This is a genomic window from Paraburkholderia sp. BL23I1N1 (genome assembly GCF_003610295.1).
Taxonomy (GTDB): Bacteria; Pseudomonadota; Gammaproteobacteria; order Burkholderiales; family Burkholderiaceae; genus Paraburkholderia.
In genome coordinates, this window is record NZ_RAPV01000001.1 from 2,653,802 (window position 1) to 2,667,547 (window position 13,746).

Annotated in this window: 14 protein-coding genes and 2 pseudogenes; 9 read left to right on the forward strand and 7 right to left on the reverse strand. The window is 58.8% G+C overall.

What is annotated here, in order from left to right; translation table 11 throughout:
• Positions 1-45: 45 nt before the first annotated feature.
• The gene (locus B0G76_RS12480; RefSeq protein WP_183082034.1) at positions 46-702 is read right to left on the reverse strand and encodes a TetR/AcrR family transcriptional regulator; all 657 of its coding nucleotides are present in this window, start codon (positions 700-702) and stop codon (positions 46-48) included.
• 286 nt (positions 703-988) lie between these two features.
• Here B0G76_RS12480 and B0G76_RS12485 point away from each other — a divergent pair, with 286 nt between their 5' ends.
• On the forward strand, positions 989-1,276 hold the full coding sequence (locus B0G76_RS12485) for an FCD domain-containing protein (protein WP_120292518.1): 288 nt from the start codon (positions 989-991) through the stop codon (positions 1,274-1,276).
• A gap of 16 nt (positions 1,277-1,292) precedes the next feature.
• Here B0G76_RS12485 and B0G76_RS12490 read toward each other — a convergent pair whose 3' ends face one another.
• Positions 1,293-2,060, reverse strand: a complete 768-nt coding sequence (locus tag B0G76_RS12490) for an SDR family oxidoreductase (RefSeq protein WP_120292520.1) — start codon at positions 2,058-2,060, stop codon at positions 1,293-1,295.
• Between the two features lie 745 nt (positions 2,061-2,805).
• Between B0G76_RS12490 and B0G76_RS43710 the strand changes: the two are divergent.
• From B0G76_RS43710 to B0G76_RS12515, 6 genes and pseudogenes are all read left to right on the forward strand, one after another.
• Positions 2,806-3,327: pseudogene (locus B0G76_RS43710) on the forward strand (aldehyde dehydrogenase family protein); the annotation flags it as partial.
• A 109-nt stretch (positions 3,328-3,436) separates the two neighbouring features.
• Positions 3,437-3,532, forward strand: a complete 96-nt coding sequence (locus B0G76_RS43715) for an aldehyde dehydrogenase family protein (RefSeq protein WP_259460823.1) — start codon at positions 3,437-3,439, stop codon at positions 3,530-3,532.
• Positions 3,533-3,585: 53 nt separating this feature from the next.
• The gene (locus tag B0G76_RS43720; protein ID WP_409076754.1) at positions 3,586-4,176 is read left to right on the forward strand and encodes an aldehyde dehydrogenase family protein; all 591 of its coding nucleotides are present in this window, start codon (positions 3,586-3,588) and stop codon (positions 4,174-4,176) included.
• Between the two features lie 7 nt (positions 4,177-4,183).
• Entirely contained in the window at positions 4,184-5,899 is a 1,716-nt protein-coding gene (locus B0G76_RS12505; protein WP_120292524.1) for an FAD-dependent oxidoreductase, read from the forward strand.
• Between the two features lie 73 nt (positions 5,900-5,972).
• Positions 5,973-6,713 (forward strand): SDR family NAD(P)-dependent oxidoreductase, encoded by a 741-nt coding sequence (locus B0G76_RS12510; RefSeq protein ID WP_120292526.1) that lies wholly within the window; start codon positions 5,973-5,975, stop codon positions 6,711-6,713.
• A 136-nt stretch (positions 6,714-6,849) separates the two neighbouring features.
• Entirely contained in the window at positions 6,850-7,224 is a 375-nt protein-coding gene (locus tag B0G76_RS12515) for an SDR family NAD(P)-dependent oxidoreductase (RefSeq protein WP_120292528.1), read from the forward strand.
• Between the two features lie 297 nt (positions 7,225-7,521).
• On the opposite strand, the gene B0G76_RS12520 is transcribed toward B0G76_RS12515, so the two are convergent.
• The 4 genes and pseudogenes from B0G76_RS12520 to B0G76_RS12535 form a co-directional block, all read right to left on the reverse strand.
• Positions 7,522-8,217 carry a TetR/AcrR family transcriptional regulator gene (locus B0G76_RS12520; RefSeq protein ID WP_259460560.1) on the reverse strand — a complete coding sequence of 232 codons (696 nt, stop codon included), beginning with the start codon at positions 8,215-8,217 and terminating at the stop codon, positions 7,522-7,524.
• Positions 8,218-8,343: 126 nt separating this feature from the next.
• Positions 8,344-9,258 (reverse strand): annotated as a pseudogene (locus B0G76_RS12525) (LysR family transcriptional regulator).
• 36 nt (positions 9,259-9,294) lie between these two features.
• Positions 9,295-10,518: a porin gene (locus B0G76_RS12530; RefSeq protein ID WP_120292532.1), complete on the reverse strand. Its 1,224-nt coding sequence runs from the start codon at positions 10,516-10,518 to the stop codon at positions 9,295-9,297.
• Between the two features lie 113 nt (positions 10,519-10,631).
• On the reverse strand, positions 10,632-11,048 hold the full coding sequence (locus tag B0G76_RS12535) for a DoxX family protein (protein ID WP_120292534.1): 417 nt from the start codon (positions 11,046-11,048) through the stop codon (positions 10,632-10,634).
• Positions 11,049-11,243: 195 nt separating this feature from the next.
• On the opposite strand from B0G76_RS12535, the gene B0G76_RS12540 reads away from it, so the two are divergent.
• Together B0G76_RS12540 and B0G76_RS43285 are read left to right on the forward strand one after the other, a co-directional pair.
• A complete protein-coding gene (locus B0G76_RS12540) occupies positions 11,244-11,705 on the forward strand; it encodes a helix-turn-helix domain-containing protein (protein WP_259460486.1) in 462 nt (153 codons plus the stop codon).
• Positions 11,702-12,217, forward strand: a complete 516-nt coding sequence (locus B0G76_RS43285) for a transposase (RefSeq protein ID WP_220700746.1) — start codon at positions 11,702-11,704, stop codon at positions 12,215-12,217. The genes B0G76_RS12540 and B0G76_RS43285 overlap by 4 nt, the downstream gene beginning before the upstream one ends.
• Here B0G76_RS43285 and ltrA read toward each other — a convergent pair.
• Positions 12,202-13,521 carry a group II intron reverse transcriptase/maturase gene (gene ltrA / locus B0G76_RS12550; protein WP_220700747.1) on the reverse strand — a complete coding sequence of 440 codons (1,320 nt, stop codon included), beginning with the start codon at positions 13,519-13,521 and terminating at the stop codon, positions 12,202-12,204. The genes B0G76_RS43285 and ltrA overlap by 16 nt on opposite strands.
• Between the last annotated feature and the right edge of the window lie 225 nt (positions 13,522-13,746).

Sequence of the window (13,746 nt, forward strand, 5' to 3'; positions counted from 1 at the left end):
TTATATGTTTTTTGACGTCAATGTCAAATACGCGGCAAAAAAATTCTAGCCGGACTTCGGCGATTTTTCGATCATCAGGGACAGATGGCCCAGATCTTCGCGCAGCAAGGCCAAGGCTTCGGATACGTCGCCCGCGCCCTTCAACTGGCGTTTGGTTGGACGGATCACCGATTGCACTGCAAGTTCGGCGGTCGTATCCGCGATCTCCGCTGCGCTTTTCGCGCCGTCAGGTTTGTACCAGAAGGCCGGCCAGCTGCACATGCCGATCATGGTGAACGCTGTGACTTTTGCGTCGACCACACGGAACACACCGGCCTGCACACCCGCCTTGATCGCCGCAGTGAAGTTGTTCAGCACGGTCCGCTTGGCGTCTTCATTGGCACGGTAAGCCCGGTCGGGCAACTGCTGCTCGGTCCGGTCGATGATCCGGAATTCGTTGTGATGAGTCAGAATCAGCATCGTATGCTGATGGACCAATGCGCGCAGCCGCTCCCTCGGATCGGCATCGGCTTCGCCAGCGACCCGGCTCGATAGCCGCTTCGCCCGCAGCGTCACTTCTTCCACCAGCGCAGTGAGAATCTCGTCCTTGTTCTTGAAGTAGTAGTAGACCGCAGTGCGCGTCACCCCCAGGGCTTCCGCAATCTCCTGCATCGACGCGCCGCCAAAACCCTTTTCGATAAAGAGTTTGGCCGCAGCGTTCAAGATCTGCTCCTTTTGCGCATCTGCATTGACCCTTGCCACAAAAATACTCCCGTTGACGGGCGGGCCAGGCATCCGCCTCACCGCATTGTTGTTACCCCAATTGTACCTGGAGCGCCGAGGTTGCCGCCAGCGGCCGTCGCCTCGAGGCGCCCAGCACATATTTACATGTTCGTCAAATATTCTACACAAATGAACGGTACGTGTCGCTTCCGCGAAACCTGGAAGCGACGGATCGGCTCGACCTGCCGGCCATTGTTCCGGCCATTCCACGTAATTTTCCTCTTCTATCGGATGCCGGTCGAAGTGGCTCAAGCAGTTCGCCGCGACATTACGGGTTCAGACCGCGCGGTACCGCCATCAGTCCATCCGTGCGCGCCATGCCCCGAGTCGTGATGTTGCCAGGGAGCAGGAGGCCATCGTGCGGGCCGTTCTTGCGCGCGATGCCGATCAGGCTTGCACGCTCCCGAAAGAGCACTTCGCGCGAACCGCGCAGCTGGTGCTGGAAGGGGCGAACGAAAAGGATGCCACGACGGCTGGCAAGGTCAAGGCGAGAACCCGGGCCGCCGCACGCTAGCCCTGACCTGTCGCGATCACCAGACGGAGTCACCGCGGATCATCACGTCCGCGCCGCCATCGATAAAGATGGTTTGGCCAGTCATATGCCCGTTTTTTTCGCTGGCGAGCCACGCCAGCAGTTCCGCCGCCGCGACCGGTTCATACGGACCGCTGAGCGGCATCGGCGTACCCGCGCTGATCCTCTTTTTGGTCTCCGGATCGTCGAAAAGCCGCTTGAGCAGTTCCGTCCTGACGAGGCCGGGTGCGATGGCGTTCAGTGGAATGTTCGAGCCGGCCCATTCAGCCTTCAGCGCGTTGCGTCGGATCCACCGCGATAAGGCACGCTTGGTCGTGGCATACACGAACGGCACCTCCTGCGCCTTTTCGAGCGCGATGGCCTCCGTGCCGTCCAGCAACGCATTCAGCAACTGGTCGTTGAACGGATGAACCGACGTAATCGACGAGACAGCGACGGCGCGCGGCGCATTGGAGCGCAACAGTAAAGGCCGCAGTCCTTCCAAGGTCGCAATCGCGCCGTAGTAGTTGACCGCCACGGTGGGGGGGCCGCCCAGATCCACGCCCGCAATGGCCAGCACGGCGTCGATCGCACCGCCGCTGATTTGCGTCACCTGCTCGACCAGGGCGGCGCGTCCTTCCGGCGTGCCCAGATCGGCGATTACCTCCGCATCGCGAATATCGGCGCAGATGACGCGGTCGCCTTGCGATTCCAGAAGCCGCTTCGTTTCCCGTCCGATCCCTGAAGCAGCACCCGTAACGACATAGGTTCTGGGAGTATTCGACATCGTGTTCTCCTGAGTAGAGAGTTTGATCAAGGGTGGGCCTGCCACAGGTCTTCAACCTGTTAGTGACAAGCCAGTTCATGCGGGATCAAATCTATTCGCTCAGGTTACCTGAATCAATCGGGTCGGCGCTCCATTCAGAATGGACGTTCTGTTGATATTCGATGCGTTGTAACCAGATCCGCAGGCCGTGTATCAATGGACCAACCAGAGCGACAACCTGTAGATCAGCCGCGACACAACGAAACTGATGGCGGTATAGTCCATTACGCGCTGCATACGAATAGAACTGCTTGCGAATCACCGGATGTCGCATTCAAGCTCTACCGACAATGTCGGTGATCACCGTTCGTCGCAGCCATTCCTGCTCAAGGCGAAAGAGCCGAGGTGCGTACGCTTGAATGCCCCGTCGGGCAAGCTGCCAACAATCACTGATATCAGCGCAAGCGCGAGCAGGTAATCACTGCCGTCATTACCCGACTCATAATTGATTCTGACTATTTCGTCAAATTATTTACGCATATGATTGACTGTATCCACGACGGAGCGCATGATCGCGTCATGTCACCAGTGCTAGCAACCGTCGGACGTGCTTTTCTTGTCGTGCGGCATGACCAGAAACAGGAGGCGGGACATGAGCAATGCACAACCTGCGTCGCCAGCGCCTTGGGACAGGAAGATATATAGCGGTGGATGGCGCGAAGCCATGACGGGTACGGTCGTTGTCACAGAGAAAGCCACCGGAGAGATGCTCGGCGAGGTCAGAAGTGCATCAGCCGACAACGTTGCAGCAGCGGCAGCGCTGGCTCAAGTAGCGCAGCGCGAATGGGCGGCACTGCCTGACCGACAACGCGGCGACATCTTGCGCGAAGCGTCGCGACTGATTCTGAAACATGGTGAAGAGATCTCGCAGCAAATCGTGTGCGAAACCGGCTCCATCCGGCCTAAAGGGCAGTGGGAGGTTCACATGACTTCCCGTGAGATTCTTGAGGCCGCCGCGCTAGGCAGCCAGCCTCAAGGCATCGTGACTGCGAGCGCCGAGGTTGGACGTCACAGCATTGCACGCAGGCTTCCGATCGGCGTGATCGGGGTCATCACACCCTGGAACTCACCGTTTCTGCTTGCGGCAAGAGCCATCGCGCCCGCATTGGCCATGGGTAACGCGGTGATTCTGAAACCCGATCCGCAAACGCCGATTTGTGGTGGCGCCATGTTCGCGCAATTGTTCGAGGCGGCCGGGCTGCCTGAGAATCTTCTGCATGTGCTACCAGGCGGTGCAGATACAGGGCAAGCGCTGGTCAAAGATCCGCTCGTGCACATGATCAGCTTTACGGGGGGCCACCCGCGTCGGGCGCGAAATCGGCTCGATTGCTGGTGGTCTGCTCAAGCGTGTCTCGCTCGAACTGGGCGGCAACAGTCCCTACATCGTGCTCGACGATGTCGACGTCGAGGCCGCCGCCAGTGCCGGCGCCTAGGAATCGCTCTTCCACCCGGGGCAGATCTGCCTGACTGTGCAGGTCGGCATCTGGTGCACGATCGGGTCGCAGAGGCTTACACCGCGGCGCTGCTGCGACGTGCGGAAGCACTGCGCGTCGGCGACCCGTTCAGGGACGACGTGAGCCCCGGACCCATCGTGAATGAACGTCAGGCTGCTAATGCGCAGCGGATCGTCGCCGATTCGCGATCGCAAGGCGCGAACGTTCTAACCGGCGGATCGCGGACCGGTCTCTTTTTCGAACCGACCGTCATGACTGGTGTCGCACCAGGCATGCCTGTTTTCGATGAAGAGATATTCGGCCCCGTCGCTCCCATCACCACCTTTCGCAACGACGACGAAGCGGTCCGCCTCGCTAATCAAACGAGTTTCGGACTTGTCGCCGCTATTGCCTGCGCAGATCTTTCGCGCGCGCAACGCATCGCCGACCGACTGCGTATTGGCATGGTTCACATCGACGATCAAACCGTACTGCACGAGGTCCATGGACCAATCGGGGGCATTGGCGCATCTGGAAACGGATACAACCGCAATACGCTGACCAATGCCGATCAGTTTTACGAGTGGCAATGGCTCACGATCCGCGCGCAAATCCCCCTACCCGTTTTGATTTATCGCGCCTGAGGGCGCCATGAAGTCTCGCAGGACCAATACGAAAATGGAGGAAGACATGGCCTATCAACTCTTTAGCCCGGAGATATGCCGGGAAACCGACGTCCAGTTCGATATGCAGGCTGATGTCGTTGTGGTCGGTTCCGGCGCTGGCGCCTTCTCCGCGGCCATAAGCGCCAGAAGAAACGGTGCCTCCGTCATTCAGTTGGAGAAAGCTGCGGAGATAGGCGGCACCACGGGGAAAGCTGCCGCAGCCTATTGGGCACCCAATAATCATTTCATGCGCCGCGATGGACGGACCGACCCCAAACCCGACGCGATGCGTCACATGGCACGCCTGACACGCCCTGCCAGCTATGCCCCGGACAAGCCGCATCTGGGACTCAGCGAATGGGAGTTCTCGATGATCGAAACGTTCTTCGATCACGCAGGCGACGCAATCGAGCAGCTTACCTCGTGGGGCGCACTCGAGCCCGTGCCATGGGACGTCCAGCCGGATTACTACGCTGAGATGCCGGAGAACAAGGCACCGTTCGGGCGCATTATCTATCCCCACCTGTACGGCGGTGCGCCCGGCGAAGTTGGTGATGGTGCGGACATGATCAAGGTTTTCGCCGCTGCAGCCAAGGCACTCGGCGTCGAACTTCACACCGGTCATGCCGTCACCCGGGCAGTCATTAGTGAAGACGACGAAGTGGTCGGTGTCATCGCGCGCACGGGAACGCGAGAGGTCGCGGTCCGCGCTCACAAAGCGGTGGTTTTCGCGAGCGGCGGCTTCACACACAACGTCGAATTGCGCACGAACTCACTGCCAGGACCGGTATTTGGGGGCTGCGCAGCGAAGACGAATACTGGCGATTTCATTCCGATCGCCCAGGCGCTGGGAGCGGACCTGGTCAACATGAATGGTTCGTGGCTCGCACCGATGGTGCTCGATCGCGCCATCGCGAATCGGCCAGACGCGACCTGCTCCTTCAGCATCCCGGGCGACAGCATGATCTTCGTTAACCGGTTTGGACGCCGGGTAGTCAACGAGAAATCACCGTACCAGGACCTGGTCACGGCATTCTGGACGTGGGAGTCGCAACGTGCCGAATATCCGAACCTGATTCTCGTGATGCTCTGGGATGCCGCCACAAAGCACCATCACTCAGGGGTCAAGTACGGCAATCCGATTGTGCCTGATGGCGGTGACCAGTCGCATATTGTGAGCGGCAACACACTCGAAGAGTTGACTGAAGCGCTACGCGTGCGTCTCGCCGGTTATGCCGAACACACGGGCGGATGGAATCTGGACGCGCATTTCGCAGAGACGCTGCCCGGCAGCATTGCGCGCTTTAACCGCTTCGCCGAAGCTGGTACTGATGGGGACTTCCATCGCGGTGAGGCGGCCATCGAGCGTTACTTCAATATGGGTGGCCGCCCGGGCAACGATAAAAACGAGACCATGTGGCCCATTGCAAGCCAGGGCCCCTATTTCGCCACCCTGCTTTGCCCAGCCACGCTCGACACCAAGGGCGGCCCGAGAACCAATCCCCGTGGCCAGGTGCTGGCGCGCAACGGCGCAGCAATCCCTGGACTTTACGCTGCAGGCAATTGCGCGGGTGCGATGTCAGCGGGCAGCTATTGGGCCGGTGGTGCGACCCTCGGTCCGATTATCACGATGGGGTATCTCGCCGGCTGCGACGCGGCAAAGCAACCGTCGCGTACCGTCAGGCAGGCAACCGCCGCCTAGCTCTGTTCCCGAGGTCCCACGATGCGTGGGGCCTGCTCTCCTCTTTTCAGTGCCAACAGGCAAAGGAACATTCATGACTACAACCCGAAAAGTGGCCGTTATAACAGGCGCCGCACAGGGATTCGGCCAATCGATCAGCATTGGTCTGGCGAAGCGAGGGGTCGATATCGTTGCGGTCGATCTGGCCGCCTCGGACGAGACGATCCGGGCCGTGGAAGATGCGGGCACTCGCGGCGTCGGCCTGATTGCCGACGTGTCGGATCCGGACACGACCGGCCGACTCGAGGCCCTGCTCAGGAAAGACTTCGGACGGTGTGACATTCTCGTCAACAACGCCGGCATCTATCCGAACGTGCCGATCACCCAGGTCGACTATGCGCTGTGGCAACGCGTACAACGCATCAATCTCGACTCGCAATTCCTGATGGTCAAGGCAGTCCTGCCGTTGATGATGGACCGCAAGTGGGGACGAATTGTCAACATCACGTCCAATTCGGTCGCGCTCGTTGTCCCCGGCTTGTCGCATTACATAGCGAGCAAAGCCGGTGTGATCGGCTTCACTCGAGGCCTCGCAACCGACGTCGCCGAATACGGCATCACGGTGAATGCAGTCGGTCCAACCGCATCGCTAACGACAGGCGGGAAAGCGCATATCAAGCCGGAGCACATCGAGGAACTGGCGCGAACCCAGGTGATCAAACGTCCCGGCACGGCAGAAGACATCGTCGGCACGGTGCTCTTTCTCGCCGGAGACGATAGCGCTTTTGTGACCGGTCAAACGATTATGGCCGACGGTGGCCTCGTTCGGCTTTGAGCATGAGAACACGCAAATCAAGCAAGGAGACAGACTCATGAGAGCACGTGAAAAGGTCGCCATCCTGACCGGAGGCAGTCGTGGGATCGGGCGGGCAATTGCCGACCACTCGCGGCCGAAGGCCGCCGATGTCTGAATTCTTGACCGTGATGAACCCGCCAGCGCACTTCACGAGCATCAGCAATTCAAGCAACGGGACGCATCCGATTCCTTGTTCTGGGAGCAGACGGTCGCGGACACCATCGCCGCACACGGCCGCATCGACATTCTCGTCAACAACGCGGGCATTATCGACCATGCGGTCGTGCACGAAATCGAACTCGCCAACTGGGAACGCCCAATCGCGGTCAATCAGACGGCAGTCATGCTCGGCATGCGCGCTGTCATTCCGACGATGCTGTCACGGGGCGCCGGATCGATCGTCAACATCTCCTCGATCTGGCGCAGTGTCGCTGCCGGCGCCGCCGCCAGTTACCACGCAACCAAAGCGGCCGTGCGTACGCCGCGATGACCTATGCGAAACAGGGAATTCGGGGCAACTCGATTCATCCGGGCCTGATCCGGACACCGATCCGATCGTCGATCTGCAGGATGAGGAAAAGATCGCGTGGGTTATTGCACAACCGCCAATGGGTCGCATGGGTAATCCCAACGACATCGCCAAAGGCGTCCTGTACCTCGCTAGCGACCAAGCGACGGTCGCTGGGCGTTCGTTGAACGTGGTTTCGACCTTCATTTCCTCACACCGCCTGCTAACTGGACACCGGTTGCGGACAACGGGAGCGTAAAACCGTAGGCGGATAAATAACTAGCCCGCCTTCGGTGTTTTTTCGATCATCAGAGACAGATGATCCAGATCCTCGCGCAGCAGCGCCAACGTTTCGCTTACGGCGCTGGTGCCTTTCAGTTGCCGTTTGGCCGGTCGTACGACAGATTGCACGGCAAGCTCCGCGATCGTGTCAGCAATCTCGATCGCGCTGCTCGCTCCTTCCGGCTTGTACCAGAACGCAGGCCAACTGCACATGCCGATCAGCGTGAACGCCGTGACCTTGGCGTCAACGACACGGAAAACCCCGGCCCTCACCCCTGCTTCGATTGCCGCGGTAAAGTTATTCAACACAGCTCGCTTGGCATCTTCGTTCGCGCGATACGCTCTTTCGGGTAACTGCTGTTCAGTCCGATGGATTACGCGAAATTCGTTGTAGTGGCTCAGAATCAGCATCGTATGCTGATGAACCAGCAGACGCAGGCGCTCTTTCGGATCTGCATGAGGCTCGGCAACCGCCTGGCTTGACAGCCGCCTCGCTCTTAAGGTGACCTCCTCGACCAGAGCCGTGAGTATCTCGTCCTTGTTCTTGAAGTAGTAGTAGACCGCGGTGCGCGTCACGCCGAGCGCCTCAGCGATTTCCTGCATCGACGCCCCGCCGAAACCCTTCTCGATGAAGAGCGCGGCCGCGGCGTTCAGGATCTGTTCTTTTTGTCCCTCAGCGTTCACCTTTGCCACGAAACCACTCCTGATAGCGGTCGACGGCCAGATTGCCGCCCTACCGTAGTGTTGTGTTTGCGTGATTGTAACGCTCAGGCCATTCCGTTCAACCCCTCGCGGCCAGTCCCAACTCGCGCGTCCTCGTCATGCGTCGCTGCACGAGTGTCCGGCATGACGGGCAGAAAGCGCCGCTGTCACAAACTCGCGTAGAAAAGCAATCCATGTTTTGATTTTCGCGTCCATGTATTCTCGCGACAAGTAAGTGGCGTACACGGTTGTGCCCTGCATCTCATACTCCGGCAGCACTGGCACCAGTGCGCCACTTTGCAGCGCGGACAGCGCCGAAAGCATTGGCAACGGCCCGATGCCAAATCCCTCGATCAAGGCAACCGCCAATGCTTTCGGCCGAGTTCACACGCAATTTTCCAAGGCGCAGTTCGATTTCCGCCGCACCGTCCCTTCCTTCAAACTTCCAGCGATCGACCGGAAAATGCGGTGTGACCAACTGGAGGCACGCATGCTGATGCAGCTCTGACACCGACCTCGGTGCGCCGTGGCTCCCAATGTACTTCGACGACGCGCAAAGCACGTTGGCATCGTGCAGATTCTGGCAGAGACGAGGCGGAGTCGGGCAAATGAGCCGTGGCGACCTGGGGGCGCAACGTCGAAGCCCTCGTCGAGAAGGTCGGGACTTCGCTGCGAAAGCGTGACTTCAGCACGGACTAACGGATGCTCTTCCAGATACCGCGTGAGTGCAGGCACGGCATAAATCTGCCCGAAGCTCAGCGGAGCGTGTATAAGAAGCATCCCGGCCTCTCCGGCTTCAGCTTCGGATGCATCGATCGGCGCGAGGATCTCCTTGCAGCGACGTAAATATCGGTTGCCCACGTCGGTCAAGGCGATACGCCGGGTCGTCCGATTGAACAGCCGAGTATGCAGATGGACTTTCAGATCGGAGACAAAGCGGGAAGCCTGCGCCGTGGTCACGTCCGACTGCTCCGCGCCCGCGGCGAAGCTGCCCGCCTCCGCCACGCGCACGAAGACTCTCATGTTTCGCATAGGTTCATCGTGCGCTGCCCGGCTGCTCCTCCACCGCTAGAATTTGTGTCGCAATGCAACGCGGACACCAACCTGCCTGCTGGTGGTCGACGGGCTAAAACCGCTGATGGAGGCGACCGCCGCCTGATTGAGCGAGTCACGGCCGCTTGCGCGCTGCAGGACGGTGAGCGCGTAAAGATCCGTTCTCTTGGAGAGGTTGTAATCGGCGCCGAAGTCGAGTTGAAAATACCGGGCGCCACCATCACCTTTGACCGAATTTCGTCGCATATAGTCGAATGCGGTACCAATCAATAACGCCGGGGTCAGCCGGGATCTCACACTGAATTCAACGTTTGTAAACTGGGCTGTTCCGGAATAGCCAAACGGATTGGGACCCGAGGCAGAGCCGAGAGACTCGAAACGCGTATCGGTAGCGACGAATCCGAGCGTAGTGGAACTGATTGTGTACGCCGCACCGGCACCAAAAATCTCGGTCGTTTTAGCCGACGCGTAGCCGGCAAACACGGGATTCAATTGGGCCGACGTCGCTGAACCCAGCGCCCCCATGTTGTTTGCCGTCACACCGCCTTTGTTCGGCGTATTGCCATAGAACGAAATATTCGGATCGCGCGCATTCAGGTAACCGGCAGCCAGCGACAGGGCACCGCCAGCATAACCGGCGCCGAGTGACCAGATCTGGTTCTGAGTGATGCTCCCGGCCGTGCCGCTGAAGCTATAGGCTGCACCAGCGCTAAAGCCGTGGTATGAAGCGCTCGTGAACTTGACTGCATTGTTGATACGATTCGAATTGGCCAGATTGTCCACGTCGTCTGGATGGGTTCCCATGTATCCCGCCCACTGCCCCACGACAGCCAGCGGCTGCAAGAAGTCGACCAGCGCGTCATATTGTCTGCCGAGCGTCACGGTTCCCGGTCCGCCACCGATACCCACGTATGCCTGGCGGCCGAACTCCGTTCCACCCTGCGCCAATACGCCGGTATTCGCGTTGAAACCATTCTCGATGACAAACAGGGATTTCAGTCCTCCGCCAAGATCCTCCGTTCCTCGCAGGCCCCAGCGACTCCCGCTGACGCCCGTCGCCGTTCCATCCGTAAGAGCAAACTGGTGTGCCCCCGAAAACGCACCGCCGGCCTTGCTGGTTTGTGCATTGTTCACGTAAGTGACGCCGAGATCCACAATGCCGTAGAGGGTGATTGTGCTTTGCGCATGTGCCGTACAAACGAACCCACCGAGGAAACAGCCAATATAAACCTTTTTCACGAATTGTCTCCAATATTACTTAGTATTACTATTTATTATTGACCCGTTTATAAATGGATCCTTTCGTGCCATAGCCAATTGAGAGATCTCAAGTCATAGAGAACTACCGGCTGCTACGTTTGCGCACGTCGCCGGTTTGCCGCAATGAATGCGTCGAGGCTCAGAGAACCGGCACCCCATACGATCACCTGTAGAAATCCACCCGTAATCGCAATGTTCTTCATGAGACTAATCAGTTGCTTGGGATCGGCAAAGTTATCGTGAAAGGTCAGCCCCGTCGCCAACGTAAAGATCGCCATTACTGCGGCCACGACACGGGTGCGATAGCCGAGAACGAGTGCCGTTCCGAACCCGATCTCAATTACAACAGCGATGACGTAGGCGGCCTCGGGCCATGGCAGCGCCTTCGAGGCAATGTAGGCCTGGGTGCCAATGGGGTCGGCCAGCTTGCCAACACCGCTCATCAGGAAGAGCGAGCTCATGAGAATGCGGCCGAGGGTTGCAGCCGAAGAAGTGCTTGTATTCAACATTGCCTCACATTTTGGTTAAACATCGGATAACAACCCTGACGGATCTCTCAGGTTCGGCGAGCCGGCCGTATTCTTCGAAGCCCGTCGTGCTGTTCCGGCACTGTCCGGCGGGACAGCGGCCGTACCTGTTAAGTGTTGCTGGTAAACGCGTTTGAATTTTGTTAACTTCGGCGAACCCATTGCGCCGGAGTCCAGATGAAGTGTGTTGTAGAGCTGAGCGAAGCCGAGGAAAAGACCTTGCAACAGATGTCGTTGAACCACCAGCATCGCGACATGCGCATCCGGGCCGCGGGCGTGATGATGCTCGGCCGCAAGATCAAACTGACTGAAGTGGCTGCGCAGCTCAGCGTGAGCGGGCAGTCGGTCTACAACTGGGCGCGCGCGTGGCGGGAATCCGGCATATGTGGGCTGCTGGTCGGTCATAAAGGCGGACGTCCCCGTTCGTTGTCTGAAGCCATGATCGCCACCGCCATCGAGGCGGCCAGCGCCGAATTGATGACGCTCAGACAGATTGCGCAGCGCGTTGAAGAAGCTCATGGTGTGCCGTTTCCCTGCCGCCTGGATACCTTGTCGACTGCGCTCAAACGAGCGGGGTTTTCCTACAAGCGTGGTCGCTATTCGCTCAAAAAAAGCGTAACCCCGAGGAGTTCGCCGTGAAGGCCTCCACCCTCGCGAAGCTACAGCAGGCCGCACTCGACGGTGCGTGCCAGCTGTTCTACTTCGATCAATCGGGGTTCAGTGCTTCGCCCCCGGTGCAGCGCGGCTGGTCGCCCATCGGCGAACCGCATCGTGTGTTCCCGCAACCGCACTGCAAACGCTCCGTCCTTGGTGCACTGGATTTCGGCGCCAACCTGCTGACGTATCACACCAGCAAGACCACGATCAAACGCCCCGATGTCGTGCAATTCCTTGAGCAGATCGCGCGGAAAAGCACGCCCGGTCTGACGACCGTAGTGGTGCTCGACAACGCCTCGATCCATCACAACATCGATCAGGAAACAATCGACCGATGGTTTCTCGAACATCGCATGGTGCTGTTCTATCTGCCGCCCTACAGCCTCCGAGTAGACGGGGACGTTACCGCCCCCATCCCTCACAGATCCGGACGAGCCCAATTAAGGCATCCGGTTCTTCATTGCACAGATTCGCTCACTTATTTATGGGTATAGCAGTGCACAATTCGAGCGGGTGGCAAGGGAAACCTCGTGAGTATCTCTTTGAATGCGGCCCATGGAATGGTGCTTTTGGACGATCTGCTCGATAGCCACTTGCGCCAACAGTGGGCGGCGAAATATCTTAGCCTCCCGATGCGCTTGGCGTTACCGCTGATGCCAAAGTAGGCGTAATGCCCCTTGAGCATCCTGCCGAGCTTCTGATGCTGATCCCTGATCGGCCAGTGCCGCATGGCGCGACACTGCTGGTTGATCTCCTTCAGGGCGCGAGCCAAGCGATCCTTGGCCGTCAGTTGCCCTGGCATCGGCCCTCCCTTCCTCGATTTCACCCAGACATGCGTGAACCCGAGGAAGTTAAAACTCGTCGCTAGCGCCTTATCGTCCTCTTCCTTCGCAGACTTCGGCCTGTAGCGGAAATCGACCATGGCGGTCTTGTCCGGGTGAAGCTCCAGCCCGTATTTCCCAAGCCGCTTACCCAGCACCTCCAGCACTCGCTGCGCGTCATCCTTATATGCAAATAGCATGACAAAGTCATCCGCGAAACGCACCAGCGTGCTCGGCCCTCTCAAGCGTGGCTGCACCTCATTGCTGAACCATTCGTCGAGCACATAGTGCAGGAATACATTGGATAACAATGGGGAAGCAACACCGCCTTGAGGCGCGCCCGTTTCGGAAAAGGACAACTGTCCACCTTCCATTACACCCGCCTTCAACCACTTATCGATCAGCCTTCTGACTATCCCGTCAGTGACCCGTCGGGCTAAAAACTCCCTCAGTTTTGCGTGCGAGATGCTGTCGAAGAATTTCCGAACATCCACATCTAACACCCATCGCCCACCATTCTTGGTGATCCCGCTTCTGATCGCTTGCAGCGCGTCGTGCGCGCTGCGTCCACGGCGGTAGCCGAAGGAACTGTCGCTAAAGTCGATCTCATAGACCGGCTCCATCAGCAGAACGATGGCACGCTGTGCCACCTTGTCCTCAAAAGAAGGAATTCCAAGACCGCGTTGACCGCTGCCATCTGCCTTGTCGATGTAATGACGGCGAACCGGCGGCGCACGGTAGCTGCCCGATTTGAGCCGGTCGATCAGGCTGGTCAGATTCTGCTCCAGATTGGCAGCGTAATCTTCTCCGGTCTGACCGTCGACTCCCACCGCGCCATCCTTGCGCGTGCAGTCGTATGCATACCTGACCCATTCATAGTCGATGTGATGGGCCAAGGTGGTCAATGTCATCGCCGGGTTGTTTCTCGCCAGCTCGGCTATTCGTTCCTGTTTCGTTGACACGCTTTCAGGCTTCAATGTTCCTCCGTGTTTCTCATGAACGATTCTGTACAACGACGCCTCCCTTTCCTCGACCGGGTCCGCCCGAGCGGCGTTCCCCGGCGTCATCAGTACTATGAAGGCGCTAAGACTTCCTGTGCCGAATACGAGGTCGCTTATGGATTCGCTTGCTCGCTCCAATCCTTCCTCTCCTCGTTTTGCTCCTTGCGGCGGAGAGCCCCGCAAGGTGTGGCCCGGTTTATA

What these genes read in the sequence shown, in the direction of transcription:
- B0G76_RS12535 (WP_120292534.1), bottom strand. Translation starts at nt 11,048, where the DNA reads ATGTTGAATACAAGCACTTCTTCGGCTGCAACCCTCGGCCGCATTCTC.
- B0G76_RS12540 (WP_259460486.1), top strand. Translation starts at nt 11,244, where the DNA reads ATGAAGTGTGTTGTAGAGCTGAGCGAAGCCGAGGAAAAGACCTTGCAA.
- B0G76_RS12505 (WP_120292524.1), top strand. Translation starts at nt 4,184, where the DNA reads ATGAAGTCTCGCAGGACCAATACGAAAATGGAGGAAGACATGGCCTAT.
- B0G76_RS12510 (WP_120292526.1), top strand. Translation starts at nt 5,973, where the DNA reads ATGACTACAACCCGAAAAGTGGCCGTTATAACAGGCGCCGCACAGGGA.
- B0G76_RS12490 (WP_120292520.1), bottom strand. Translation starts at nt 2,060, where the DNA reads ATGTCGAATACTCCCAGAACCTATGTCGTTACGGGTGCTGCTTCAGGG.